Source organism: Thalassospira lucentensis, assembly GCF_032921865.1.
GTDB classification, from domain to species: Bacteria; Pseudomonadota; Alphaproteobacteria; order Rhodospirillales; family Thalassospiraceae; genus Thalassospira; species Thalassospira lucentensis_A.
On the sequence record NZ_CP136684.1, the window covers coordinates 368824 to 394878 of the forward strand.

Genomic DNA, 26055 nt, shown 5'->3' on the forward strand with positions numbered 1-26055 from the left:
ACTAACCAGTATGTCGAGTCATTGGCGGGTTATTCTGAACAAATATAGTGAGTACCGTTAGCGAGCAAAGGACGTGGTGGCACTTGATCGCACACCACCCGCAGCACCAATCGAAAAAAGCAGGAGCTCACTATGAACCCCCGCATACTCGTTTTTTCGCTTTTATGTTCTGCCATCAGCACCACGGCCTTCGGTCAATCTGAAACGACACAATCCTGCCCGGCAGACGGGCAAAACGGCCCTGTAATGCTTCATGAAACGTGGATTTTGGATGGCTGGGAACGTGCCCCGGGTGATCCGGCTTTTGTCTTTGCCAAAAAACTCGCCCGCTATTACGACCTCGAAGGTCCCGGTGTTTTTTATGACGACCTTGCACCGGACGGCAAGACCGCCAGGCGTGCAATTGACTACGGCGCCATGTGGGAGGGGCCGTTTAACAATATGCGCTCCGCCCACCACGCAATATCGGATGGCCCGGACGCCATCATTGGCAATAGCGTTGCCTCAACGACACTTGAATTTGTTGCCCGGCTCGAAGCACAGGATGGCGCGGTTACCGCGATCCGGGATCGTTCCCAACTCGGTTGGCAATGCGATGGCAATCGCTGGGTCATTCGTCATGAGCACAACTCGGCCCGGATCGTCACCGAAGCTGAAATTGCCCCCTATTTCCAACAGACAGAGGAACAATCTGGCATGAGCGAAATACAACCTTCACCCTATATCGGCATGTGGGTTACCGCAGACAATCATGTCCGACAGGAACTCAGGCCCGACGGGCGGTACGCAGAAGCACGTGGCAATCGCGAAAACGCCTATACCGGCCGTTACGAGATCGAAGGCAACCGGATCGAATACTGGGATGATTCCGGCTTCACAGCCGACGGCGAATTTATCGATGGCATTCTACATCACGGCGGCATGATCATGCACCGACAGGAGAACAACCAATGAAACGTACATCCGTTTTGACCCGATACATACCGTCCCCGATCCGGTTTGGTACTAGCCTTTTCACTATCGTTTTACCGATACTTTTAACCAGTCCGGCATCGGCATCGCAAACCACAACACCAAACGCGGCCGCGCTTGAACAGCAGGAAAACAACCGGGATATCGTTCGCCGTGCCTTCGACGCATGGGGGGCAGGCGAAAGCGTGTTCGGGCAAATTCTTGCCGATGATGTTGTCTGGACGATCCATGGCTCTGACCCTGTTGCTGGCACTTACACCAATCGTCAGGATTTTGTGGAACAGGCTGCAACGCCACTTGTCAGTAGACTTGTAACACCGATCAAACCTGTTGTTCATGCGATCTGGGCCGACAACGATATGGTGATTATTCGCTTCGACGGTAGCGCCACCACCACCACCGGAACGTCTTATGAAAACCAGTTCGTCTGGATATTCAAAATGCAGGAAGGTCTGGTTATCGAAGCCGAAGCTTTTCTGGATCTCGCAGCCTATCGCGAGGTCGTCGACAACAATCCGGTGAAAACCGAATAAAGCCAGCCAAGTAGCCCAGGTTTCCAAATGTGAAAAGCATGCGTTGACCTGCATGCTTTTCACCATCACTCAGACACGGTTTAAGACAAAACGGCTCGTTTCAGCTCCGACGGGCCGCCTCAAATTCTCGCATTAGGGTCGTAACGAGCTCCGCTGCGGGCACTGCACGCGCCAGTGGCGCGCCTTGCCCGGCCCATTGCGCGCCAAAGCCGTCCTCATCTTTGGCTTTGGCAGCAGCGTTCAATGCTTTTCCCGCGTCATAGGCAATCGGATAGGATGGAACTGCCGCATCCAGCGTATCTTTCAGCGCCGTAAAGCGGTTTGCAATCGCGCGTGCCGGACGGCCGGAAATCAACGATGTCAGTTGCGTATGATATGCCCCCGCCCCCATCAGCGCACGGCGATATCCCTCATCGGCAGAGGACTCCGGACACGCGATAAAGGCCGTACCCAATTGGGCGCTCACAGCACCAAGATCAAGGGCGGCGGCAATTCCCGCCCCATCCATAATGCCGCCCGCGGCAATAACCGGCAGCTTGCATTCACGCACCAGCAAACGGGTCAGTGCGACAGTGCTCAAACAATCATCATGCGCATCCGGGTCAAAAATACCGCGATGACCACCGGCCTCTATGCCTTGGGCAACGATCACATCAATACCAGCAACCTCGATCTTACGGGCTTCGTCCAGACTGGTCGCAGTTGCAAACAGTATAATTCCGGCCTGCTTTAGCACCGCAATCACATCTGCCGACGGCAATCCGAAATGTAAACTGACCACAGCCGGTTTCATCTCGATCAAAAGCGCCAGCATATCCTGATCATCGATAAAACTTTTATAGATGGTGCGTAAACCTGACGGTGGCGTTGCACCGAATTCGGCAAAATGCGGCCTTAAGGCATGAAGCCATGCAGCCTCACAAACCGGGTCCGGCTTTGGTGTTTCATGGACAAAAACATTGACGTTAAAGGCGCGATCCGTCCGGGCGCGAAGTTCTTCGATCATCTTGCGCGCCGCCGTCGCGTCACTTGCGCCGACACCAATCGATCCCAGACCACCGGCATTCGAAACCGCCGCCGCAAGTGCCGGGGTGGAAACCCCGGCCATCGGGGCCTCCACAATCGGCAATGTCATACCAAGCTTGTCCAGCATTTCAGTCCTCCCGAATGCCCTGCCCGTGTAGAGGCAAACATTCTTCACAATTTCAGAATTAAGATTGACATATTTTCTTAAATAAAGAATATAAATTCAAGTAAATTCCGCATCGGAGAATTATGATGGATCTTGCGTCGCTGGCGGTTTTTCGTACCGTTGCCAAAGAACAGGGCATTACGCGCGCCGCCGAACTGCTTGGCCGGGTGCCATCCAATGTAACCACCCGCGTTCAGCAGCTTGAAACGGAAATCGGTGTCGCCCTGTTTCAACGCGATAAAAAACGCATGATCCTGACACAGGAAGGCGAAACCTTTCTGGAATATGCCGACCGCATCCTGAACCTTGCCGACGAAGCACGCCAGGTGGTCAATCCCTCGGCCCCAGCCGGAACCCTGCGTGTCGGTTCGATGGAAAGCACCGTCGCCAGCCGCCTTCCCGTTCCGCTCGCTGCCTATAACAAGGCATTCCCCGACGTCACGATTGAACTATCAACAGCCCCAACCCGACAGCTTGTCGATGGCCTTCTGGCCCGCCGCATTGATTGCGCACTGATTGCGATACCGTCGGGGGAATGGTGGCTGGAACCCGGAACACTTGATACCCGCGCCCTGTTTCGCGAAGAACTTGTATTGCTTCTCCCACCCGAACATCCCGATATTCTTAGCGCCAGCGACATCCAGCCAAAGTCACTGGCGGCCTTCGCACCGGGTTGTACCTATCGAGCGTTGGCCGAAGAATGGCTTACCGGGTTCGGATCCATCAGGGAACATTTCGCGGTTCAGGAAGTCGGATCTTATCACGCGATGTTTGCCTGCACCGCTGCCGGATCATGCATCAGCATCATGCCACGCAGTGTCGTTGATCTTATGCGTCATCTTGGCCCGGTCAGGGAACATCCCCTGATGAAGGTTGATACCGTTCTGGCCTGCCGTCCGGGTTTTGATACCCCGGCATTTTCGGAATTCCGCAAAACGCTTGAAACGGCATCCGATATCAAAAAATAAACGGGTGGCAACAATCGTTGCCACCCGTTTTGGAAATCCCGAACTTATGCCGACAGCTTGCTGTCCAGACCGCCCTTGGCGTTCAGCGCCATAAGTTCGTCGCAGCCGCCGATATGTTCGTCATTGATGAAAATCTGCGGCACGGTATGACGGCCACTCGCACGATCCATCATTTCCTTTTTGCGACGCGGTTCCATCATCACATCAATCAGTTCGTATTTGGCACCCTTTTCTTCCAGAAGCTTGCGGGCACGCTTGCAATAGGGGCACCATTCGGTGGCGTAAACTTCGACTTTTGCCATCTAATCATGTTCCTTTTCATCAGGACGCGACCCGTGCGACAGCGCATGTTTTTGCACCCCGGCACCGGGCTACGACCGGTAAATCTTGTTGGATGACCGTTCTATAGCAGATATTTCGCAGGGCGTCATCGCACCACCCGTGCAACCGTGATCAGGCGCACTTGCATGGCTCCGGCACGCTTTAGAATCCGCGCACAGGCATTGGCCGTCGCCCCGGTTGTCAGCACATCATCAATCAAAACCACACGCGCACCGGCCAGCCCGATCCGTGCAGCAATCCTGTCATCCACCCCAAAGGCACCGCCAACTTCACGCTTGCGCGACGATGCCCCCAAGCCGCCCAGACTACGTGTTTTTCTCAACCGCCGGAGTACCGTGCCATGCCACGCAATCCCTGTTTGCCGCGACAGGGATGCTGCCAGCAACCCGGACTGGTTATATCGACGCATCAAAAGCCGGGTCCGATGTAGTGGCACGGGAATTATCAGATCCGCATCACCCCAGAAATCCCGCCCCGCCAGCAACAGCCACCGACTTAAAAGCGGCGTCAGATCGGTGCGATCCCCATGCTTGAACCGCAGCAGGTAATCGCGGCTGCCACCATCGTAAACCAGTGCCGCCCGCGCAGCATCAAACGCCGGGCTTTTTCGTAAACATTCACCGCACAGGGTGCCATCACCCGCCTCGTCGTTGCCACCATCATCACCGGCAATTTCGAACGGATACCCGCAACACGCACAAAGCGGATCGGAAATAAACCGAAGCCCGGCCCAGCAATCGGCACAAACCGCATGCACCGTATCGGTAACCATACCGCATCCGCCACAACGCGGCGGCAAAACGGTACGCAAACCGATCTGCATCACATTGCCGACAATGCGACCAACCCGTGCTGGTAAAATCCCCAAACCCTGATCCCTGCCTTACATCACATCCCCGATAATACCGCGCCCGATCCTATCACGCGTGATGGTTGAAACGATGCGCTAATTGATCCGCTTATCCGAACGCAGGCGATCCACCGCTAGATCGATAAAGGCCCGGACCTTTGCCGGAGCATGACGGCCTTCGGGATGGACGATATGAATCGGCAGCGGTTCGGGTTCATAATCAGACAAAACCACCTCAAGCGAACCATTCTCGATAAAGGGTACCGCCTGATAGGACAGCATCCGAACCAATCCCCATCCGTCAATCGCCGCCTTGCGGGCCGCTTCAATCGAATTGGTTTGCAGTCTTGCATTGACCGAAAGACGGATGTTCTGATCGACACCAAACTGCCAATCCAGCGGCGCCGATGATCCAGTTGATGCAACAACCCTGTGTGTCCCGATATCCGCGGGTCCCTGCGGCCTGCCACGCCGTGCAAAATAATCGGGTGATCCGCAGACGATACGCCGTACCGTCCCGACCTTGATCGCACTCATTGATGTATCGGCCATATGCCCGATGCGAATGGCAAGATCGATGCCTTCCTCGACAATATTGACAATGCGGTCAAACAACAGCACCCGACCGCGTACTTCAGGATACAAATCGAGAAATTCGGTCATCACCGGAAATATATACATCTGCCCGAACAGAACCGGGGCCGTGATGGTCAATGTCCCGCTGGGCCGGGCATAGGCACCGCCTGCAGCAGCCTCCGCTTCTTCCAAATCAGCAAGCAATCGCTTGCAGTCATCATAATAATTTGCCCCCGGCTCGGTCAGGGTGACGGACCGTGTTGTCCGTGTCAAAAGCCGGGCACCGGTGATTTCCTCCAGGAACGCGACTGCACGTGTGACTGCGGGCGGGCTTGATCCCAACTCTCGCGCCGCCGCGGCAAAGCTTTGCGCCTCGACAACGCGCACAAAAATTCTCATCGCCTGAAATCGATCCATGGTGCTTTTCCTGCACTGTCAACACATCATTCCATTTTACGGAATAATGAATTCCCGGAAAACCATATTCTATAAATTTAAGGAAACAGTTATGGTCATTGGCATCGCATCAACCTTGTATTTGAAGAAGGACTTGGAACAATGAAGCTGCATTATTTCCCCCTCTCGGGCCATGCCCATCGTGCCCACCTGTTTCTAAGCCTTCTGGGCATTGACCACGACGTCGTGGTTGTCGATCTACCCAACCGCGCCCATAAATCTTCGGAATTCCTGAAACTGAACCCGCTGGGTCAGGTTCCCGTACTTGAAGACGGCGACGTGGTGATTGCCGACTCCATCGCCATCATGACCTATGTCGCCAAGAAATACGGTACGACCGACTGGTTGCCCGAAGATGCAGAAAGTGCCGCGAAGGTCCAGAAATGGCTTTCGATCGCGGCAGGCCAGATTGCCTATGGCGTCTGTGCTGCCCGTCTGGTCACGGTTTTTAATGCCCCGTTCAATGCAGACGAGGTCATTGCACGCGCGCATGCCATTCTATCCCATATTGAGGCCGCGCTTTCCGGCAAAGACTGGCTCGAACTGGACCGCCCGACCATCGCCGATGTCGCGCTTTACAGCTATATCGCCAATGCGCCTGAGGGCAATGTTGACCTTGCCCCCTATGGCAATGTGCGCGCCTGGCTCAAACGGGTCGAAGCCCTGCCCGGTTTCGTGCCGTTCGAACAGACTTCTGCCGGCCTGCGCAAGTCGGCCTGATGGTCCGGGCCGGTCTTTCACCCTACTTGCCCCCCTTTACCAAATCGGTGATCCCTCTCGCCGGGCCGGCCCGTCCCCTTCTTTGTGTCGTAAAGGAAACTGCCATGAGCACGCCCTTGATGTCGTCTGCCCCCCTGCAATTTACCCCTTCTGGCACGGACACCAACAGCCCGTGGCACGAAGGTGAAATTCACATGCAGAAGCTGGTCGGGGTCGATGCCCGCATGGCCGAGGTTGGCAAACGTGTTCTGCGCGACCACCTGATCGAACAGCATCGCCAGTTTTACCCGCAACTGCCCTTTGCCGTGTTTGGCGCGGTCGATGACAATGGCGACGTCTGGGCAACCCTTCGCGCCAACCATCCCGGTTTTCTGCATTCGCCCGATCCCTATCAGCTTGCGGTCAATATCCCGCGTGATCCGGCTGATCCGGCCGATGCCGGTATGGATGATGGCAAGGCAATTGGCATGATCGGGATTGAACTGCACACAAGACGCCGCAACCGTCTGAATGGCACGATCGCGCGTTCATCTGATAGCGGTTTCGCAATCCGGGTCGGGCACAGCTATGGCAACTGCCCGCAATATATTCAGTTGCGTGATTTCGAGTTCACCCGCGATCCACTTTCGCCTCAAACCGGTTCGCGGGCGGATTTGGAAAGCACGTTGAATGATAAGGCGCGCGCGATGATTGCCGCGGCCGACACCTTCTTTGTCGCAACCTATGTCGATCGTCCTGGTGAAAAGCGCGAAGTTGATGTTTCACATCGTGGTGGCAAACACGGATTTGTCCGCATCAGTGACGATGGCAGCCTGACCATTCCCGATTTTGCCGGAAACCTGTTCTTCAATACGCTGGGAAATATCCTCGCCAATCCCAAGGCAGGCCTTGTTTTTACCGATTTCGCCAATGGCGATGTCCTGCAAATCACGGGCGATGCCGACGTCATCGTTGACGGGCCGGAAATTGCTGCTTTTCAGGGTGCGGAACGTTTGTGGCGCGTTTTCCCGCGCAAGGTCGTGCTGCGTAAAGCCGCCCTTCCGATCCGCTGGCGCGATCAGACCGACGGTGCATCCCCCAACAGCCTTCTGACCGGCGACTGGGAAACGGCGGAGCGCAAGGTTGCAGCAATGCAGAACGCGATTATTTGGAAAAATTTAAAAATAACGCGGATTGTGAAGGAAAACAGAATAATCAAATCCTTCCATCTCGAACCGCTCGACGGGACTGGGACCCTGCCGCACAAAGCCGGACAGCACCTGCCGATCCGGGTCACGGTGCCCGGTCATGACAAACCGCTGATCCGCACCTATACGCTTTCAAGCGGCCCGCCCGACAATCGCTATCGCATCAGTGTGAAGCGCGAAGGCTTGGTTTCAAGCCATTTGCATGACCATCTCGCCGAGGGCGACGTGATCGAGGCCCGCGCGCCTGCAGGCGATTTTTCAATCGACGCCCATGTCAAACGCCCGGCAGTTCTGATTGCGGGCGGGATCGGTATTACGCCAATGATCTCGATGTTGCGCCATATCGTTTATGAGGGGCTCCGCACCCGCGGCTTCCGGCCGACATGGCTGTTTTACGCCGCGCGCACCCTTGAAGACCGGGCGTTTGATGACGAGCTGGTCGAACTGGTCAAAGCAGCCCAAGGCAGCATTCGCCTTGTCCGCGTCCTTGCCGATCCGACTGATGCCGAACCACGCAGGGATTACGAGGCATCCGGGCATATCGACGTGAATTTGCTGCGCTCCCTGCTGCCGTTTGACGATTTCGATTTCTATCTGTGCGGTCCGCCACCTTTCATGCAGGCGATATATGATGGTTTGCGCGGCCTTAACATTACCGATACCCGCATCCATGCCGAGGCATTTGGCCCCGCATCGCTGCAACGAAGCCACGACAGCCAACCCGATTTGCCGGAACTGGCACCGGCAAGCAGCACGGAAACTAAGGTCGATTTTTCAAGCTCGGGCCAAAGCACAATCTGGAAGCCGGGTGATGGCAAAACCCTGCTGGAACTGGCCGAAGATGCCGGATTGGCACCAGAGGCAAGCTGCCGGGGTGGGAATTGCGGCACCTGCCGGACCAAAATCCTGCAAGGAAACGTGACCTATAAAACCCGGCCATCGGCCAAGACCGCCCCGGACGAGGCTTTGATCTGCTGTGCCGTGCCTGCTGCAGCGGCGGAAGATGACAGCAATGAGCCACTTGTTCTGGCGCTTTGATCCGGTCTTGGATTGCAAGGGCGGGCGCGACGTTCTATCTAGGTCGTAACTTTTAAAACGACTTTTGACGGAGCTTCCCGCCCCATGGCCGATCCGATCACCGTTTTTGATCGCCACATCCTGAAACTGCGCCGCGACCGCGCGGCAAAACGTGCCAGCGAATTCAATTTCCTGTTTACCGAAACAGCCGAACGCCTTGCCGACCGGCTTGACGATACCACACGCAAATTCCCGCTGGCGGTTGATCTTGGTTGCCACAACGGCGAGCTCGGCCAGATTATCGGTGCGCGCGGCGGGATCGAAACCCTGCATCAATGCGACATTTCATATGGTTATGCGCAGTCAGCCAAAATGCGCAATGAGCGCACAACATTCGTTGCCGACGAAGAATTCCTGCCGTTTGGCGATGGATCGCTCGATCTGATCCTTTCGAACCTGTCGCTGCACTGGGTCAATGACCTGCCCGGTATGCTGCTTCAGGCACGGCGCGCACTTAAACCCGATGGCCTGTTTCTGGCATGCCTTCTGGGAGGCGATACGCTGCGCGACCTGCGCGAGGCACTGATGACTGCCGAAGCCGAAGAAGAAGGCGGTGTGTCGCCTCGCGTTTCACCCTTTGTCGATGTTCGCGATGCCGGGTCGCTGTTACAGCGCAGCGGCTTTGCCCTGCCGGTGGTTGATAGCGACGATATCACCATTGATTACCCTGATGCGCTGAAACTGATGCGCGATCTTTCGGGGATGGGCGAAAGCAACCTTGTCGCCATCCGGTCCAAGAAATTCACCAAACGCAGCACATTGGCCCGTGCCGCAGCAATCTATCACGAACGTCATGGTCGCCCGGATGGCCGCGTTCATGTCAAATTTCAGGTGATCTACCTTACCGCATGGGCCCCGGACGAAAGCCAGCCTAAACCGCTGCGTCGTGGTACCGGTCAGGTCAGCCTTGTCGATTTTCTGGGTGACGTGTCAGACAAGCCCGATCCAGCCAAAAGAAATTAGTCACAAATTTTGATTAACCTATCAAAAACAAACAGTTACCGGAATTTGACATGCTCCTTCCTTCTCCCCTGATTTCAGGGCAAGCTGATCAAACGTTACAAACGGTTTCTGGCCGATATCGAGCTTGAAAATGGCGACATGATCACCGCCCACTGCGCCAATCCGGGTGGGATGATCGGATTGAAGGAAGCAGGGATTGATGTCTGGCTATCGCAATCAGACAATCCGAAACGCAAACTGAAATACAGCTGGGAACTGTGCCGGGTTGGCGGTGCGATGGTTGGCATCAATACTGCCCATCCCAATACAATTGTCGAAGAAGCGATACTGGCGGGCAAGGTGCCCGAACTGGCCGGATATGAGACGCTGAAACGCGAAGTCAAATATGGCAAAAACTCCCGTATCGATATTCTGCTATCCGATCCGGTCAAAGGGCTTTGCTATGTCGAGGTCAAGAACGTCCACCTGAAACGCGATGATGCCGTGCCGGGGCTGGCCGAATTTCCCGATGCGGTGACTGCGCGTGGGGCAAAGCATCTGGACGAAATGGCGAACATGGTCGCAGACGGGCATCGTGCCGTGATGTTCTATCTGATCCAGCGTGATGATTGTAATCAGTTTGCCCTGGCATCGGATATCGATCCGCACTATGCCGCGCGCTTTGCGGCTGCCACCAGTGCTAAGGTCGAAGCGATTGCCTATGACTGCGTGATTGATGTCAAGACACCGTCGGTCACCGTAAACACCGCACTTCCAATCCGCGACATCAGCACAACGTGACGGCATCCTTGCCAATTTCGCCCTGTCCGATTATGTCATTGAACTATGTTGCGATACAGCGACCATTGAATTTACTGCCGAACCAAGGAGATTTCGGGTGGCGAACGGAAAAGTAAAACTGCACGGACCCGAAGCATTCGAGGGGATGCGCGCCGCCGGACGGCTGGCTGCGGAAGTGCTCGATTACATTACACCTTTCGTTGTCCCGGGCGAAACGACCGGCAGGCTTGACCAATTGTGCGATGAATATATTCGCGACCATAATGCGGTTTCGGCCTGCCTTGGATATCGCGGTTTTCCGAAATCGATTTGCACCTCAATCAATCATGTTGTCTGTCACGGGATCCCCGGCGACAAGAAACTGATGAATGGCGACATCATGAATATCGATGTCACCGTCATTCTTGATGGCTGGTATGGCGATACATCGCGCATGTATATCGCAGGCACGCCCAAGGTAATGGCGCAGCGCCTTGTCGATGTGACCTATGAAGCATTGTGGCGCGGCATCAATGCCGTCAAGCCGGGGGCGACCCTTGGCGATATCGGTTATGCGATCCAGAGCTATGCCGAAAGCGAACGTTTTTCGGTTGTGCGCGATTTCTGCGGTCACGGGCTGGGTCAGGTTTTCCACGATGCGCCAAATGTCCTGCATTATGGCCGCCCAGGCGAAGGACTGGTTCTGGAACCCGGCATGATTTTCACCATAGAGCCGATGATCAATCAGGGTACCTATACCTGCAAAATCCTGCCTGATGGCTGGACCGCTGTAACGCGGGACCGCAAACTGTCCGCACAGTTTGAACATTCGCTTGGCGTGACCGATGACGGGTTTGAAATCTTTACCCGTTCGCCCGCCGGGCTTGAAAAACCACCATACGATATCAGTGCAGCCGCCGAATAAGGCCGCGAACGAGGGGGAAGCGGATTTGAGCGAAACAGAAGATCGCAAAGCTGCTTCCCGTCCTGACGCGCCGATTGATGCTCAGATTGATGACGGCGCACAGGTCTTTTTCGATCAGACGCGCGATGCCGTCCCGGTCGGACAAAGCGGCCAGTTACCGGCATCCCCAACCGACGCAAAGCCCCCCAAACCTCACTATCACGGCCATCGCCAACGCCTGCGCGAACGGTTCCTTAAAGGTGGGGCAAATGCGCTTGCCGATTATGAATTGCTGGAACTTCTGCTATGCATGGCGATGCCGCGCGGTGATGTCAAACCACTGGCAAAATCGCTGATTACGCAGTTTGGCAGCTTTGCCAATGTTCTTGCCGCCCGGCCCGAGGATTTGCAAAAGGCCAAGGGGCTTGGTGATGCCGGAATTGCCGCGATCAAGGTCGCCGAAGCCAGCGCGCAGTATCTGGCACGCGAACGCGCCATGGAATTGCCGGTACTCGCCAGTTGGGAACAGCTGATTGATTATTGCCGGGTGCGGCTGGGCCACCGCAAGACCGAAGAACTGCACCTGCTGTTTCTGGATCGCAAGAACCGGTTGATTGCTGATGAATGTCATCAGACTGGCACGGTCGACCACACCCCGGTTTATCCACGCGAAGTGATCAAGCGCGCGCTGGAACTGCATGCCAGTGCGATCATTCTGGTCCATAACCATCCCAGCGGCGACGCCACGCCATCGCGCGGCGATATCGACATGACCCGCAAGATTGTCGAAGCTGCAAAGGCGATGGAAATCATCATCCACGATCACATCATCATCAGTCAGGCCGGGTATAATTCGTTTAAGACCCTTGGTCTGATCTAGGATCACAGCCATGCCCCATATCGGACTGGTCGCCCTTGTCGTGGCGGCTTACGACGACGCCATTGATTTCTATGTCAACAAGGTCGGTTTCGATCTGATCGAAGATACCGACATGGGCAACGGCAAACGCTGGGTCATTGTCAGCCCTAAGGGCGCTTGTGAAAGCCGCCTTTTACTCGCACAGGCATCGGGCGAAACACAAACCGCTGCCATCGGCAATCAGACCGGCGGGCGGGTTGGCTTTTTCCTGAATACAGATAACTTCGCCCGCGATCATGCCCGGATGAAAAAGGCCGGTGTCATGTTTCTTGAAGAACCACGATACGAGCCATATGGCACCGTTGCTGTCTTTGCCGACCTTTATGGCAACAAGTGGGATTTGCTGGAACTCAAAATCCAATCAGCAGAAAGCTAAGCAAGACAAGTCCCCCTGATGACCATAATCAAAGGGCAGCGTAGCGATAAAAACACCGTAGGCCGGCAGAAACCGCCAGAAATCCGCTACAAATGCCAATGATCAGCATGGCCACAAGCGTCATCCCCACACAGAAGCGGATAAACCACATCATGATCCTCCCGGGGTTCATTCTGGCAGATAACAAAGGGCGGGTCGGCCCACTGGACGTGACCGACCCGCCAGAAACCGGCCGCCTGAATTTGGGGGGCAGGAGACCGGTGCCTGAACCCAAAGGTCAGAAGTTGTAAACCAGGCCCAGACCGATGCTGTAAACATAGTCATCATCAATCAACGGACTGTCGGTATAGCTGTCAGGCAGCAATTCCACCCCACCGGTTCCAAGCAGAACGATACTTTCGGTAATCGGATAGGTCACAGAAACGTCAAGATGTGGGATGAAGGCAGCATCCGCATCATAGGCGGCCCGGTCACTTCTGACTTCGGAGCCGCTGACACCGACATGGTAGTTTGCCAGCTTATCGCTTTGCCAGCGTACCCCGCCACCCCAGTCGAATGTTACATTCTGCAAATCCATCGGGATGGTATAGGTGAGGTCCAGTTCATGACCGTCATGGGCGTCATTCAGATCGGTCAGGTAATAGGCTCCGACCTCCCCCCGCCACAGGCGGCTGGTGAAACCGATCCCGGCTTCATAGGCCATGTCGCGTTCATTCATACCGCGCAGATAGTCACTATCGCCACTTTCAAACGGCTCCATGCGAAGTGCGCCAAGCACGTCAAGACTGGCAAACTCGTTTTGCCATGCGGTGACAGATATCCCATCGGTCCCGATATGCAGCCGATCCGCATCATAGGCCAAAAGCGGCAAAGGATCTAAATCGACGCTGTCCGCACCGCGATAAGGATTGCTCTCAACCTGGCCATATGCCCCGAACTGCCAGACGCCGCCAAGCCACGGATCGGCTTCGTCCTGTTTGGGATTGACCTCTTCGCGCAGGATGTCCCTTGTACCTTGCTGCGCATTGGCCGAGGTGCTGATAAAAAGCAGAAGCGCGCTTGCGCATAATCCGGTCCCCAACAGGATCAAACCGTTCCCGACCAGATTCGAAACTCTATAAAAACTCATTTTGTCCGATCACCCTTGTATCAGTTTTGGTGATCCGACTATGCCGATCCGCCCTGTGCATGGCGTCCGGCTCTGTATCCTCGAACCTGATTTACACACCCCAAAGGTACGAATGCACATTCGTACGCGCTAAGTGTTTGTATTTAATATTTTGTCATCCCGGTACGCACTGGGCGTTTTGCCGGTGATTTTCTTGAAAGCCAGATTGAAAGTTGATTTCGAATTAAACCCGACACTGATTGCGATATCGAGGATCGTGCGGTCCGGCTCCTCGATCAGAAGGCGGGATGCCTCGTTTGTTCGGACTTCGTTGACGAAATCAAAGAAGCTTTTACCCAGATGCTGGTTCAGGACATAGGAAAGCTGGTTGGGTGTCACGCCAACCGCATTGGCAAGTTTCGGCATGGTCAGAAGCGGATCGAACATCAATTCACGTGCGGCGACGATACGATCCAATTTTGCCCGTATCCGGCTGACATCATTGGGATCGACCTTGCGCGCCAGAACGGATCTGCGCCTTTCTTCGTCACTTTCACGGGTGTTTTCAACCTCGTCACGTTCGGGCTGAACGAACAATGCCGGGTTCACTGCAATAACGTGACACATCCGGAAGAACACCAGAACGAAGGTCGCCTTCACGCCGAGCTGTAACCATTCACTGCGCGAAACGATGGTATCAAAAAGGTTGATCAGCGTGAAAAGGGTAAAAATCACACTTAACCCGACCAGCAGTTCCAGCACCCAACGCCGGAGTCCTTTCCGATCCACTTCAAGCTGCCGACTGGCATCCTGTAGATACCGAACCGCAACATGCCAAACCCGGAACATATAACTTGCAAACTGAAGACAGAATGTCGTTATCAGCAAAATCAGCAGCACATTAAAGATCTTACCCTGCCGAAAATCCAGATCGACATTGATTTCCTCGATGGTCACCCCAGACAAAGAAGTGTCAGGACCGAGCAAGTACACCACACCCATCATCACCACCGACACAGGAAGCATAACCGCAAAATGCCATGCGGGCCTGACAGAAGGTTTCCCCGATATTTCCAGAAAATACAGATAGATGGCCGGGATGAAGGCAAAATAGAAAGGGGTAAAGACGGGGGCCAGATACAGATTTACAAGCGGACTGACCATTGTATCGATAATGTCATCCGCAAAGCTCATTCCCACAGCCACCGCGAATATCATCAGCCAGCGATTGGCCCGAAATGCGCGCCTGCCCTCGCCCCGCAGAAGAATAACCAGGAAAATGGTCTGGGCCGCACCGAGTGCCGAAATCAGCAACAGCAACAAGTCAATCGGTTCCAACATTCATGCGTCCGTGATTTGCGGTGATACGGGAGGGATATCTGAATTCCGGCCAAGACTAGTCAGGATATCGGGCTACTGACCAGTGCTACACTGCGAAAGGGTCTCCGATCGATAAACACTTGGCGTTTTGCCGGTAGTTTTCTTGAAAGCCAGATTAAAGGTGGATTTGGAATTGAACCCGACACTGATTGCGATATCGAGGATCGTGCGATCCGGCTCCTCGATCAGAAGGCGGGATGCCTCATTTGTTCGAACCTCATTGACGAAATCAAAGAAGCTTTTACCCAGATGCTGGTTCAGGACATAGGAAAGCTGGTTGGGTGTCACGCCGACCGCATTGGCAAGTTTCGGCATGGTCAGAAGCGGATCAAGCATCATATTCCGATCTGTGACAATCCTTTCAAGCCGGGTGCGAATGCGTTCTATATTGGAAATGTCTACAATTGCACGCGACATTGGGGCGACTTGGTCATCAGGCTCTTGTGCGGGACCATGAGGCACAGATAGATCGTCAAAAACGCCGCGTTCGGTTTCCGGCTGCACAAAAAGCGCAGGGTTCTGCGCAATCACCTGGCACATCCGGAAAAAGACAAGCACAAACCCCACCTTGACACCAAGCGACAGCCACTCCGCCCGCGACACAAACAGATCGAACAGATTGGTCAGGGTAAAGACAGTAAACAACACGGTCATGCCGACAAGAAGTTCCGTCACCCACCGGCGCAGCCGTTCACTATCGGCCTGAAGCTGCCAGTCGGCCTGTTGCAGATAACGCCGCGCGCACCGCCAGATGCCCGTCATGTAAACGGCAAACAGGACACAAAACAGAATCACGATGGCCAGCAACACCATATCGGCAAGCCCCGTTGCCGAAAACTCGATCTGCAAACCGGCATCACGAATATGACCATTGTTGGCGATCATACGCGCACGTTTCAGGTAGACCATAAGCCCGATGGCCGCAGTAACCGGCAACAGCACCAGAAAATGCCGATATGGTCGTGGAGCCGGATCGCCGGAAATCTCCCGGAAATATAGATAGATCGACGGGATCAAGGCAAAAAAGAATGGCGCAAAAACCGGGACAAGATACAGGTTCGTCAGCGGGCTGATCATGGGATCGAACGTATCATCGATAAAACTCATGCCGACAGAAAATCCGAATACCATCAGCCATCGATTGGCCGTAAATGCCCGTTTCCCTTCATCCATCAGCAGGACAATCAGGAAAATCGCCTGTGCAGCTCCAAGAACCGAAACGATCAGAAAAAGAAGATCAAGTGTTTCAAACATTCATGTGTCCGTCGCTTGCGACGATAAAGGTTACAACAGCGATATCATACCCACGCTACCCCGTTGAAAGGCAGAAAGCAGCCCTATGGTGCCGTGTTACGCTGCGACGTGGTTTCTGATCGGTAAACACTGGGTGTTTTGCCGGTGATTTTCTTGAAGGCAAGATTGAAGGTCGATTTCGAATTGAAACCCACACTGGTCGCGATATCAAGGATCGTGCGATCCGGTTCATTGACCAGCAGGCGGGATGCCTCGTCAGTCCGGGCTTCGTTGATGAAGTCAAAGAAGCTTTTGCAAAGATGCTGGTTTAAGACAAATGAAAGCTGATTGGGTGTCGCCCCCACAGCGGTCGCAAGCTTTGGCAGGCTGACTAGCGGATCGAGAAGCAGATCGCTTTTAGTTTTTATATCGTCAAGTCGTTTACAAATTCTGCTGATTTCGTCGGCATCTACCAGGTTGCGAGGCGCAAACCGGGTTTGCTTCGTCCCGGTTGGAGAGAAGACACCAGTGCTGTTGTCCATTTCTATCTCTTGCGCCCCGTCCCATTCCGCTTGAACGAACAGAGCCGGGTTGGCCGCAATCAAGTGACATAGACGCAAAAACACCAGAACAAAACCAGCCTGGACGAACACAACCGACCAGTCACTTTCCGTTGTAAAGATTTCGAGTATGGTGGTCGCAGCAAAAATCACAAAGATGATGCTGATACCGATCAGAAGTTCGCGAACCCAGCGCCGCAGGGCTTTTTCATCTGCCCCCAACTGTTCCCCGGCCTGACGCAAATATCGATAGGTAACCCGCCACGTCCGCACCATGTAAATCACGACTTGCAGATACAGCGCGAAAATCACGGTTAAAAGGATCATCCCCAAGACAAAATGATCCTCAAGTTCCAGTTCGATCTCGCCCTCGCCAACAATCAAATCCTGAAAATTTTGCAAAATCAGAAAAACCGAAACAACCAACGACACGAATACCGGCAGGATGATCGCGAAATGCAACAAGGGCCGTCTTGCGGAATGCCCGGCGATTTCGCGGAAATACAAAAATATTGCGGGCATTAGGACAAAGGTCGCCGTCAGGAACACCGGGATCAGATACAGGGTTATCGACGGTTCCAGCAACACATCAGCCAGATCTTCAACGAAGCTGAGGCAGACCGCGATGATGAAAACAAATAACCAGCGATTGGCACAAAAGGCACGTTTCCCCTGTTGATACAGCAACAGCAGCAGGAACATCCCCTGTACCAAACCGACAACCGCAATCAGCAACAGACAAAGTCTGGGTGTTTCGAGCATGGTGGCATCACATCATCTGGCTTTAATGTTTCCCGCATCAGGAAAGACTGCCTGGCGGCACTACCTGATTTCGAGGCCCGAATAGAAGAAGGGCAAAGTTGCAAAATGCCTAGCCCGGCAATACCGATTTCACAACGGAAAATTGTATGGCACTGAAATGGCATATCGCCCGGAGGCGTCCGGGGCAAGATACCTGCCGGAAGCCCATGATTTCACCAAAACGGAAAACATCAACCACTCATTTTCGCGCCAAGATACTGATTCTCGTTAGTTTTGATGCAAAAATATGCAACCTTTCCCATCGCCCGATTCGTAACCAGTTGTTTTCACCGCCAACCCCTTGAATGTGAACTATTTCACATTTCACGCATGTAGCGTCCAGCCTGCGACACGAGGCATGACGTTACGCATGAAACGGTTTTGCAGGCTCTGGTTGAAGCCTTCTGCCACCGAACAATCATTGGCAATTCATCCAAACTTCGCAAAATTCCATCAATAAATCGCCTATATCACGCAAATAACCACCAATTGTTTCAGGTTTGTGGAATCGTGACTTGCAGATTACGCATGTCAGTCTCAGTATTTTTGCGTACGTACTTTCAGGGAGTACGTCGACAACAAAGCAAAATGGATGAGGGAGACATTACACATGTCAAAACACGCGAAGACCGCAAACGGTCTCGTGAAGGGATTGCTTAATTCCTCGCGGGCGTTTGTGCTGGGTACGGCATTGCTTGCCGGGTCCATGACCATGCTGTCGACCACACATGCGCAGGCGGAAAAAATCCTGCGTGTCGGCAATGACGGCGAACCGCAATCGATGGACCCGCATTATATCTCGACGGTTCAGACCAGCCGTATTTCGGACGATATGTTTCTTGGTCTTCTGACCTATGGCCCGAATGGCGAGCCGGTCCCGGGTGCAGCCGAAAGCTGGACCGTTTCCGACGATGGCATGACTTATACCTTTAAAATTCGCGACCATAACTGGTCGGACGGTGTTCCGGTCACGGCACAGGATTTCATCGCGGGCTGGAACCGCCTGCTTGATCCGTCGACCGGGGCGGAATATGCGTCGCTGCTTTATATCATCGAGGGTGCCGAGGCTGTTAACAGTGGCAAGGAAGGCGCGAAAATCGCCGCCACCGCACTGGATGACAAAACCCTGCAGGTTAAACTGACCGCGCCTGCCCCCTATTTCCTGGCCCAACTGACCCACCAGACCGCTTTCCCGATCCCGCAGCATGCGGTTGCCAAATTTGGCAAGGATTGGGTCAAGCCGGAAAACATTGTGGTCAACGGCCCGTACAAACTGACGGAATGGCTGCCGAACGTTCATACCAAGCTTGAAAAGAACCCGGAATTCTATGACGCGGCCAATGTGCCGATCGACGAGGTGATTTATTACACCCACGAAGATCGCACCGCGATGCAGAACCGTTTCCGTGCCGGTGAACTGGACGTTGCACGCGACATCGCATCCGAACAGATTTCCTGGCTGCGCGATAACCTTGCCGATAGCCTGCGCATCGTTCCTTATGCCGGTATCTATTATTATGCGATCCGCACCGACAAGGACATGTTCAAGGATGCGCGCGTGCGCAAGGCATTGTCGATGGCGATCAACCGCGAAGCCATCACTGATTCCGTCCTGAAGACCGGCGAACTTCCGGCTTATTCCTTTGTCCCGCCGGGAACCGGCAACTACGGCGAACCGGCCTATATTTCGTGGAAAGATCTGTCCTATAACGAAAAACTCGAAGAAGCCAAAAAGCTTCTGGCCGAAGCAGGTTACGGTCCGGATAATCCCCTTAAATTCACGCTTCGTTACAACACGTCGGAAAACCACAAACGTATCGCGATTGCGGTTCAGAACATGTGGAAGCAGATCGGTGTTCAGGCCGAACTGTTTAACACCGAAGGCAAAATCCACTATGCCGACCTGAAAGTCGGTAATTTTGAAGTGGCACGCGCCGGCTGGATTGCCGATTACAACGACGCACAGAACTTCCTGTTCCTGGGCGAAGAACGAACCGGCCCGCTGAACTATGCCGCATTCGACAATCCGCGTTTCAACGAACTGATGCTTGAAGCCGAAAAGGAAGGCGACCTTAAAAAGCGTGCCGAACTGATGAAGCAGGCCGAAGCCATCATGATGGAAGCGCAGCCCTACGTTCCCATTTACTATTATGTCTCGAAACAGCTCGTCTCGCCAAAGATCGAAGGCTGGATCGATAACGCCCCGGATCGCCACCTGACCCGCTGGCTCGACATCAAAGAGTAAACGCCGGAGACCTTTGCCGCAGGTCCGGTCAACGGGCCTGCGGCATTCCACCGGCCCCCAATGGGGATGAGAGAGAATTATGTTATCTTACGCCATCCGGCGCCTGATGATCGCGATCCCGACGCTGTTCATCGTGATCACGGTTGCCTTTTTCATGATGCGCATCGCACCGGGCGGACCGTTCGACCAGGAACGTGCACTACCGCCGGAAATCGAAAAAAACATCAAGGCCGCCTATGACCTTGATAAGCCGCTGATCGAACAATACACGATCTATATCGGTAAAATCCTGCGCGGCGATTTCGGCCCCTCAATCAAAATTCGCGATTTCTCGGTCGCCGAACTGATCATGGCCGGGGCGCCGGCTTCGATGCAGCTTGGCCTGTCGGCGATCTTCCTTGCCCTGATATTCGGGGTCGGGTTTGGCACCTATGCGGCACTCCGGCAAAACAGCGCGGTTGATTTTGTCGTGATGGGCGTTGCCATGGTTGGCATTGCCATTCCGAACTTCGTCATGGCACCGCTTCTATCGCTTGTGTTTGGTCTGTATCTGTCGATCCTGCCGACCGCGGGATGGGGCGATGGCGGCATTGAATACAAGATTTTACCGATCATTGCCCTTGCCCTGCCGCAGATTGCCTATATCGCACGTCTGACACGCGGCTCCATGGTCGAAGTCCTGCATTCCAATTACATCCGCACCGCACGGGCCAAAGGTTTGCGCGAAAAGCTTGTCGTGAACCGGCATGCGATCAAGGGCGCACTTCTGCCGGTTGTGTCCTATCTCGGCCCGGCAACCGCGGCGGTGATGACCGGCTCTGTGGTCATCGAAACCATCTTTGGCGTGCCCGGCATCGGGACCTATTTCGTCAAGGCAGCGCTTAACCGCGACTACCCGCTCGTGATGGGTGTGGTGATTGTCTATGCGGTGATGATCATCTTTCTGAATTTCCTGGTCGACACGGTTTATGGCCTGCTCGATCCCAAGCTGAAGTCACGCTAATGATGAACAAGGATCAAAAAACAGCGATGCTCCAGGCGGCAGGCGCCCCCGGAGAAATCGAGGGACGCAGCCTGTGGCGCGACGCCCGTATTCGACTGTTTCGCAACAAGGCCGCCGTCGGCTCGATGATCATTCTGGCGATCATTACCCTGATGGCGATTTTCGCCCCGCTGCTCAGCCCGTTTGCCTATGACCAGATCGACTGGGGCTATATTCAGGAAGGCCCGAACTGGGAAAACGGCCATATCCTTGGCACAGATGGTAATGGTCGCGATATTTTCATCCGCATCCTTTATGGCGCGCGCGTATCCCTTGCGGTTGGCTTGCTGGCAACGGCAGTCTCCCTTGTGATCGGGGTGACCTATGGCGCGGTTGCCGGTTATTTCGGTGGACGTATCGACAACATCATGATGCGGTTTGTCGACGTGCTTTACTCCCTGCCCTTCATGTTCTTTGTGATCATGCTGATGGTGGTGTTTGGCCGAAACATCTTCCTGATCTTTGTCGCTCTTGGTGCGGTTGAATGGCTGACCATGGCACGGATTGTGCGCGGGCAGACGCTGTCGCTTCGGCGGCGCGAATTTATCGAAGCTGCCCATGCCACGGGTGTTTCAAACTTCAAGATCATTTTCCGCCACATCATCCCCAACGTTCTGGGACCGGTCATTGTTTACATGACGCTGACCATTCCGCAGGTGATCCTAACCGAAAGCTTCCTGTCGTTCTTGGGCCTTGGTGTGCAGGAGCCACTGACAAGCTGGGGTGTACTGATTTCCGAAGGGGCGAAAGTGATCGAAGCCGCGACCTGGATGCTGATTTATCCGGCGATCTTCCTGGCACTGACGCTGTTCTGTTTCAACTTCATCGGCGACGGATTGCGCGACGCCCTTGACCCGAAGGACAGATAGGCAAATGACAAATCATATTCTGACTGTTGAAAACCTTCGCGCCCGCTTCCAGACCCCGGATGGCGAGGTCGAGGCCGTCAATGACATCAACTTCCACATCGATCCGGGCGAAACGCTTGGTGTTGTGGGCGAAGTCCGGATCGGGCAAAACCCAGATTTTCCTTGCCGTGATGGGACTTCTCGCCAAGAACGGCAAGGCCACGGGTACCGTGCGCTACAAGGATAAGGATATTCTCAATATCCCGTCGCGCCAGCTCAACAAAATCCGCGGTGTCACGATGTCGATGATCTTTCAGGATCCGATGACATCGCTTAACCCGTTCCTCAAAATCTCAAAACAAATGACCGAGGTGCTGGTGGAACATCGCGGCATGTCCGAGGTCGATGCCCTTAAACGTGCGATCAACATGCTTGATCGTGTCGGCATTCCTGGTGCAGCCCAGCGCGTTCACATGTATCCGCATGAATTTTCGGGCGGCATGCGCCAGCGCGTGATGATTGCCATGGCATTGCTGTGCGATCCCGAGGTCCTGATTGCCGATGAACCAACCACCGCCCTTGATGTGACGGTGCAGGCGCAGATCCTTGATCTGCTGCGCGACCTTAAAAAGGATTTCAATACGGCCATTGTCATGATCACCCATGATCTTGGCGTGGTCGCGGGCCTGTGTGACCGGGTGATGGTGATGTATGGCGGGCGGATTGTCGAAACAGGAACGGTGCGCGACATTTTCTATGACAGCCATCATCCCTATACCGAGGGACTTTTGAAATCGATGCCGCGCATCGACACCGCAAGCGAGGAAAACCTGTTTGCCATTCCCGGACAACCGCCCAACCTGCAAAACCTGCCACAGGGCTGCGCCTATCAGGAACGCTGCGCCTATGTGATGGACCGATGCTGTGTTTCCCGCCCCGGCCTGTTTGGCTTTGACGACGGTCGCGCCAGTGCCTGCTTCCGGGAGGACGGTCAATGAATGCGATCCGTAAAAAGAAAAACGTCCCGATCCTGTCCGTGCGTGACCTCAAGGTTCACTTTTCCCTGCCGGGCAAAGGGTTTTTCGGTCCCGAGCGTAAACTGAAAGCCGTCGACGGGATCAATTTCGACCTGTTTCCCGGCGAGACGCTTGGCATTGTTGGTGAGTCCGGTTGCGGCAAATCGACCCTTGGTCGCGCGATCCTGCAACTGATCCCGCCAACCGACGGGCAGGTCGTGTGGCTGGGCCGCGATATTGTCGGGGCACCACACCGCGAAATGCAGCCGCTTCGCCGTGACCTGCAGATCATTTTTCAGGATCCGCTGGCCAGCCTGAACCCGCGTATGACAATCGGCGAAATCATCGCCGAACCGCTGGTGACCCACAAGCCGGAACTGGGTAAGGACGAAATCAAGGCACGCGTCAAACGCATGATGGCGCGTGTCGGGCTTTTGCCGCAGATGATCAACCGCTATCCGCATGAATTTTCGGGCGGGCAGTGCCAGCGTATCGGCATTGCACGTGCGATGATCCTGGAACCGAAACTGATCATCTGCGACGAACCGGTTTCAGCCCTTGATGTCTCGATACAGGCGCAGATTGTCAATCTGTTGCAGGAATTGCAGCGCGAATTTGACCTGTCACTGATTTTCATCAGCCACGATCTTTCGATCGTACGTCATATCTGCCACCGCATATTGGTGCTGTATCTGGGCAATCTGATGGAGCTTGCCGACCGCGACAGCATCTATGCCGCCCCCAAACACCCCTATACCAAGGCACTGATTTCCGCCGTCCCTATCCCCGACCCGGAAATCGAACGCAACAAGGAACGCATCGTGCTGACCGGTGATTTGCCCAGCCCGATCAACCCGCCATCGGGTTGCGTGTTCCGTACCAGATGTCCGTTTGCCAAAGATGTCTGTGCAACCGATGTGCCGAGCGTTGACACGATCAACGATCAGCATCAGGTCGCCTGCCATTTCCACGAACGGATGTAGGAGGGCAACCTCCCTTTGCACCACCCAACTTGACCGGGCCGTCTCACGACGGCCCGATTTTTCATGTACTGCGGTCAGTAATCTTCAAGATCAACCATGCTCAGCGTATCAATGATCTTTGTACGGTCCTGACCATCACGTTTGAAATAGACAAGCGCATAGGGGGCGTTGCTTTCAAGCGCCTGCTGCATCACGGTTTCGAAATCCTCGGGCGTGACGATGTCGGTATCGTTGATCCGGGTAATGAAATCGCCCTTTGCAAACCCGGCCTGATCCCCTTGCCCCATCTTTTCCATACGATCAACGACAAGGCCCTTTGTCCCAGCGGGCAGATCCAGTTTTTCCCATGCCTTTTCATTGGCCGGAACCAGTTCGAGCCCCATGACTTTCTTACGACCGTCATCCTCGGGGGCTTTGCCAAGAATCTTGTCACGTTCAGCCTGACGGCGGCGGCTTTTGGCCTCGTCCATATCGCCTGGGATCATGGTAAAGCTTTTAAATCCGCCATCGCGCCAGACGGTAACGGTGGTTTCGCCATTTGCCTCCGCCGCCTGCATACGGAAATGCAGCCGCGATGTCACACTTTCACCGTTCACAGCAACTATCACATCCCCGGCCCGAATACCTGCCTGATAAGCCGGCTCATCATCTGGCGCACGATGGATCAGCATCCCTTCGTCACGCTCCATGCCCAAAAGCTTGCCGATACCCGGCTTGACTTCGGAATAGGCAATCCCGAACCAGCCACGTTTGATCTCACCATCTTTGACAAGCAGGTCAATGATACCCTGAGCATGTTCGGACGGAATGGAAAACGCCAATCCTTCGTTCCCGCCAGAACGGGTGTAAAGCGCCGAGTTCACCCCCACAACCTTGCCATCCATCGACAAAAGCGGACCGCCCGAATTACCCTTGTTCACCGCCGTATCGGTTTGCAGATAGGGGTTGTATTCGCCTTTGGACAACTGGCGCTGCTTGCCTGAAATCACCCCGGTCGTCAGGCTTTGATCAAAGCCATAGGGATATCCCAGCGCAAAGACCGGATCGCCAATGCGAATGGCATGTGAATTACCCCATGCTAGCGGTTTGACATCTTCAGGCATTTCAACGCGCAGAACCGCAAGATCAGTCAGAAAGTCCTTGCCGACAAGTTCGGCGCGGACACGGCGCCCGTCTTTCAGAACAACGACAAAACGCGCACCATCGCGGACTACATGTTCGTTGGTTACAATCAGGCCGTCATGATTGATGAGAAAACCGGTTCCGGTCGACGCATTGCGCCTCTTTTTCTGCCAGTCGTATTTCGGCTCTTCGCCTTTCTCGTTTTCCTTGTTCTTGTCATCGCGGTCTTCACGGTCGTTGTCTTCGTCCCGATCACCACGCTCGTTGGGTGGCAGATAGAAATCCTCTCCGTTTTCCTTTTTTTCGCGTTCCTCGGCGACGATCTCGGCATAACTCTTTTTGATGACATTGATCCGCACCACGCCGAGCGAAACAGCGTCATAAACTTCGGCCAGACTTCTATCCGACAGTTCAATGCCTGCCTGTTCCGCCATTGCATGAACAGGAACAAGGCTTGATGTGGCAAGCATCGCGGCAAACAGGGTCGCGGTCAGGGTTCTTTTCATATTATCGATCTCACAAGCAGGTTTGGCCGGGGCCAAAAGCCCCGGCAGGATTAACGCGGAATTTTCAGTAGGTGTAAGTCAGTCCGAGCCACACGGTCCGCCCCTTGCGGTACGGGGTCGATGACGACAGCGTATGGGCACCGCCACGGTTCAGAACATTTTCGATAGATGCATTCAGGGTCAGAACACCCTTCTCCCGCCGGATCACGTCGTAATCGAGCGTCATATCCAGATCGAAGCGCGCCTTTTCCTCACCATCCTCATAGACATCGTATGTCGTGCCATCGATAGTGGTGTTTGATCCGCTGTCGGTGATCGTCGTATAGTCCATCGTGTAGCGCCCGGTCAGGCCGGTTCGCAGGCGGTCATCATCGAAGCTTGAAAACAGACTGATGTTAAAGAAGATCGGTTCGTCCA

Annotated in this window: 23 protein-coding genes and 1 pseudogene; 15 read left to right on the forward strand and 9 right to left on the reverse strand. The window is 54.5% G+C overall.

Features of this window, described 5'->3' with window-relative positions; translation table 11 throughout:
- Positions 1-246: 246 nt before the first annotated feature.
- Positions 247-954 (forward strand): Atu4866 domain-containing protein, encoded by a 708-nt coding sequence (locus tag R1T41_RS02390; RefSeq protein WP_317339703.1) that lies wholly within the window; start codon positions 247-249, stop codon positions 952-954.
- Entirely contained in the window at positions 951-1505 is a 555-nt protein-coding gene (locus tag R1T41_RS02395; protein WP_317339705.1) for a nuclear transport factor 2 family protein, read from the forward strand. The genes R1T41_RS02390 and R1T41_RS02395 overlap by 4 nt, the downstream gene beginning before the upstream one ends.
- 100 nt (positions 1506-1605) lie before the next feature.
- On the opposite strand, the gene R1T41_RS02400 is transcribed toward R1T41_RS02395, so the two are convergent.
- A complete protein-coding gene (locus R1T41_RS02400; RefSeq protein ID WP_317339707.1) occupies positions 1606-2658 on the reverse strand; it encodes a nitronate monooxygenase in 1053 nt (350 codons plus the stop codon).
- Positions 2659-2780: 122 nt separating this feature from the next.
- On the opposite strand from R1T41_RS02400, the gene R1T41_RS02405 reads away from it, so the two are divergent.
- Entirely contained in the window at positions 2781-3665 is an 885-nt protein-coding gene (locus R1T41_RS02405) for a LysR substrate-binding domain-containing protein (RefSeq protein ID WP_317339709.1), read from the forward strand.
- Positions 3666-3709: 44 nt separating this feature from the next.
- On the opposite strand, the gene grxC is transcribed toward R1T41_RS02405, so the two are convergent.
- The 3 genes from grxC to R1T41_RS02420 all read right to left on the reverse strand — a co-directional run bounded on the left by grxC (position 3710) and on the right by R1T41_RS02420 (position 5850).
- Positions 3710-3967, reverse strand: coding sequence for a glutaredoxin 3 (gene grxC, locus R1T41_RS02410; RefSeq protein WP_062958358.1), 258 nt, complete (start codon positions 3965-3967; stop codon positions 3710-3712).
- Between the two features lie 125 nt (positions 3968-4092).
- The gene (locus R1T41_RS02415; RefSeq protein ID WP_317339711.1) at positions 4093-4875 is read right to left on the reverse strand and encodes a ComF family protein; all 783 of its coding nucleotides are present in this window, start codon (positions 4873-4875) and stop codon (positions 4093-4095) included.
- A gap of 78 nt (positions 4876-4953) precedes the next feature.
- Positions 4954-5850, reverse strand: a complete 897-nt coding sequence (locus tag R1T41_RS02420; protein ID WP_317339712.1) for a LysR family transcriptional regulator — start codon at positions 5848-5850, stop codon at positions 4954-4956.
- Positions 5851-5991: 141 nt separating this feature from the next.
- Here R1T41_RS02420 and R1T41_RS02425 point away from each other — a divergent pair, with 141 nt between their 5' ends.
- The 7 genes and pseudogenes from R1T41_RS02425 to R1T41_RS02455 all read left to right on the forward strand — a co-directional run bounded on the left by R1T41_RS02425 (position 5992) and on the right by R1T41_RS02455 (position 12794).
- Positions 5992-6609, forward strand: coding sequence for a glutathione S-transferase family protein (locus R1T41_RS02425; protein WP_247794427.1), 618 nt, complete (start codon positions 5992-5994; stop codon positions 6607-6609).
- Positions 6610-6713: 104 nt separating this feature from the next.
- Positions 6714-8834, forward strand: coding sequence for a pyridoxamine 5'-phosphate oxidase family protein (locus R1T41_RS02430; RefSeq protein WP_317339714.1), 2121 nt, complete (start codon positions 6714-6716; stop codon positions 8832-8834).
- An 84-nt stretch (positions 8835-8918) separates the two neighbouring features.
- The gene (locus R1T41_RS02435; RefSeq protein ID WP_317339716.1) at positions 8919-9836 is read left to right on the forward strand and encodes a methyltransferase domain-containing protein; all 918 of its coding nucleotides are present in this window, start codon (positions 8919-8921) and stop codon (positions 9834-9836) included.
- Between the two features lie 50 nt (positions 9837-9886).
- Positions 9887-10616, forward strand: a pseudogene (gene sfsA / locus R1T41_RS02440) (DNA/RNA nuclease SfsA).
- 97 nt (positions 10617-10713) lie between these two features.
- Complete coding sequence (gene map / locus R1T41_RS02445) at positions 10714-11520, forward strand: type I methionyl aminopeptidase (RefSeq protein WP_062953366.1); 807 nt, start codon at positions 10714-10716, stop codon at positions 11518-11520.
- A gap of 25 nt (positions 11521-11545) precedes the next feature.
- Positions 11546-12379, forward strand: a complete 834-nt coding sequence (gene radC, locus R1T41_RS02450; RefSeq protein WP_317339718.1) for a RadC family protein — start codon at positions 11546-11548, stop codon at positions 12377-12379.
- Positions 12380-12389: 10 nt separating this feature from the next.
- Positions 12390-12794: a VOC family protein gene (locus tag R1T41_RS02455; RefSeq protein ID WP_317339720.1), complete on the forward strand. Its 405-nt coding sequence runs from the start codon at positions 12390-12392 to the stop codon at positions 12792-12794.
- Between the two features lie 277 nt (positions 12795-13071).
- Here the strand turns inward: R1T41_RS02455 and R1T41_RS02460 are convergent, their stop codons facing one another.
- The 4 genes from R1T41_RS02460 to R1T41_RS02475 form a co-directional block, all read right to left on the reverse strand.
- Positions 13072-13923 carry a MipA/OmpV family protein gene (locus R1T41_RS02460; protein WP_317339722.1) on the reverse strand — a complete coding sequence of 284 codons (852 nt, stop codon included), beginning with the start codon at positions 13921-13923 and terminating at the stop codon, positions 13072-13074.
- Between the two features lie 129 nt (positions 13924-14052).
- Positions 14053-15243: a helix-turn-helix domain-containing protein gene (locus R1T41_RS02465; RefSeq protein WP_317339724.1), complete on the reverse strand. Its 1191-nt coding sequence runs from the start codon at positions 15241-15243 to the stop codon at positions 14053-14055.
- Positions 15244-15315: 72 nt separating this feature from the next.
- Complete coding sequence (locus tag R1T41_RS02470) at positions 15316-16536, reverse strand: helix-turn-helix domain-containing protein (protein ID WP_317339726.1); 1221 nt, start codon at positions 16534-16536, stop codon at positions 15316-15318.
- 83 nt (positions 16537-16619) lie between these two features.
- Positions 16620-17837: a helix-turn-helix domain-containing protein gene (locus R1T41_RS02475; RefSeq protein WP_317339727.1), complete on the reverse strand. Its 1218-nt coding sequence runs from the start codon at positions 17835-17837 to the stop codon at positions 16620-16622.
- Between the two features lie 649 nt (positions 17838-18486).
- Between R1T41_RS02475 and R1T41_RS02480 the strand changes: the two genes are divergently transcribed.
- The 5 genes from R1T41_RS02480 to R1T41_RS02500 all read left to right on the forward strand — a co-directional run bounded on the left by R1T41_RS02480 (position 18487) and on the right by R1T41_RS02500 (position 24010).
- Positions 18487-20121, forward strand: coding sequence for a peptide ABC transporter substrate-binding protein (locus tag R1T41_RS02480; RefSeq protein ID WP_317339729.1), 1635 nt, complete (start codon positions 18487-18489; stop codon positions 20119-20121).
- A 79-nt stretch (positions 20122-20200) separates the two neighbouring features.
- Positions 20201-21124, forward strand: a complete 924-nt coding sequence (gene oppB / locus R1T41_RS02485) for an oligopeptide ABC transporter permease OppB (protein WP_062953357.1) — start codon at positions 20201-20203, stop codon at positions 21122-21124.
- A 26-nt stretch (positions 21125-21150) separates the two neighbouring features.
- Positions 21151-22032 carry an ABC transporter permease subunit gene (locus R1T41_RS02490; protein WP_062953445.1) on the forward strand — a complete coding sequence of 294 codons (882 nt, stop codon included), beginning with the start codon at positions 21151-21153 and terminating at the stop codon, positions 22030-22032.
- An 80-nt stretch (positions 22033-22112) separates the two neighbouring features.
- Positions 22113-23009, forward strand: coding sequence for an oligopeptide/dipeptide ABC transporter ATP-binding protein (locus tag R1T41_RS02495; RefSeq protein ID WP_317339731.1), 897 nt, complete (start codon positions 22113-22115; stop codon positions 23007-23009).
- Positions 23006-24010: an ABC transporter ATP-binding protein gene (locus R1T41_RS02500; protein WP_097053041.1), complete on the forward strand. Its 1005-nt coding sequence runs from the start codon at positions 23006-23008 to the stop codon at positions 24008-24010. The genes R1T41_RS02495 and R1T41_RS02500 overlap by 4 nt, the downstream gene beginning before the upstream one ends.
- A 74-nt stretch (positions 24011-24084) precedes the next feature.
- Here R1T41_RS02500 and R1T41_RS02505 read toward each other — a convergent pair whose 3' ends face one another.
- Positions 24085-25638 (reverse strand): trypsin-like peptidase domain-containing protein, encoded by a 1554-nt coding sequence (locus R1T41_RS02505; protein ID WP_317339734.1) that lies wholly within the window; start codon positions 25636-25638, stop codon positions 24085-24087.
- Between the last annotated feature and the right edge of the window lie 417 nt (positions 25639-26055).

Coding starts and splice junctions, on each gene's coding strand:
- R1T41_RS02390 (WP_317339703.1), top strand. CDS start 247: ATGCTTCATGAAACGTGGATTTTGGATGGCTGGGAACGTGCCCCGGGT.
- R1T41_RS02395 (WP_317339705.1), top strand. CDS start 951: ATGAAACGTACATCCGTTTTGACCCGATACATACCGTCCCCGATCCGG.
- R1T41_RS02400 (WP_317339707.1), bottom strand. CDS start 2,658: ATGCTGGACAAGCTTGGTATGACATTGCCGATTGTGGAGGCCCCGATG.
- R1T41_RS02405 (WP_317339709.1), top strand. CDS start 2,781: ATGATGGATCTTGCGTCGCTGGCGGTTTTTCGTACCGTTGCCAAAGAA.
- grxC (WP_062958358.1), bottom strand. CDS start 3,967: ATGGCAAAAGTCGAAGTTTACGCCACCGAATGGTGCCCCTATTGCAAG.
- R1T41_RS02420 (WP_317339712.1), bottom strand. CDS start 5,850: ATGGATCGATTTCAGGCGATGAGAATTTTTGTGCGCGTTGTCGAGGCG.
- R1T41_RS02425 (WP_247794427.1), top strand. CDS start 5,992: ATGAAGCTGCATTATTTCCCCCTCTCGGGCCATGCCCATCGTGCCCAC.
- R1T41_RS02430 (WP_317339714.1), top strand. CDS start 6,714: ATGAGCACGCCCTTGATGTCGTCTGCCCCCCTGCAATTTACCCCTTCT.
- R1T41_RS02435 (WP_317339716.1), top strand. CDS start 8,919: ATGGCCGATCCGATCACCGTTTTTGATCGCCACATCCTGAAACTGCGC.
- R1T41_RS02455 (WP_317339720.1), top strand. CDS start 12,390: ATGCCCCATATCGGACTGGTCGCCCTTGTCGTGGCGGCTTACGACGAC.
- R1T41_RS02460 (WP_317339722.1), bottom strand. CDS start 13,923: ATGAGTTTTTATAGAGTTTCGAATCTGGTCGGGAACGGTTTGATCCTG.
- R1T41_RS02465 (WP_317339724.1), bottom strand. CDS start 15,243: ATGTTGGAACCGATTGACTTGTTGCTGTTGCTGATTTCGGCACTCGGT.
- R1T41_RS02470 (WP_317339726.1), bottom strand. CDS start 16,536: ATGTTTGAAACACTTGATCTTCTTTTTCTGATCGTTTCGGTTCTTGGA.
- R1T41_RS02475 (WP_317339727.1), bottom strand. CDS start 17,837: ATGCTCGAAACACCCAGACTTTGTCTGTTGCTGATTGCGGTTGTCGGT.
- R1T41_RS02480 (WP_317339729.1), top strand. CDS start 18,487: ATGTCAAAACACGCGAAGACCGCAAACGGTCTCGTGAAGGGATTGCTT.
- oppB (WP_062953357.1), top strand. CDS start 20,201: ATGTTATCTTACGCCATCCGGCGCCTGATGATCGCGATCCCGACGCTG.
- R1T41_RS02490 (WP_062953445.1), top strand. CDS start 21,151: ATGCTCCAGGCGGCAGGCGCCCCCGGAGAAATCGAGGGACGCAGCCTG.
- R1T41_RS02495 (WP_317339731.1), top strand. CDS start 22,113: ATGACATCAACTTCCACATCGATCCGGGCGAAACGCTTGGTGTTGTGG.
- R1T41_RS02500 (WP_097053041.1), top strand. CDS start 23,006: ATGAATGCGATCCGTAAAAAGAAAAACGTCCCGATCCTGTCCGTGCGT.
- R1T41_RS02505 (WP_317339734.1), bottom strand. CDS start 25,638: ATGAAAAGAACCCTGACCGCGACCCTGTTTGCCGCGATGCTTGCCACA.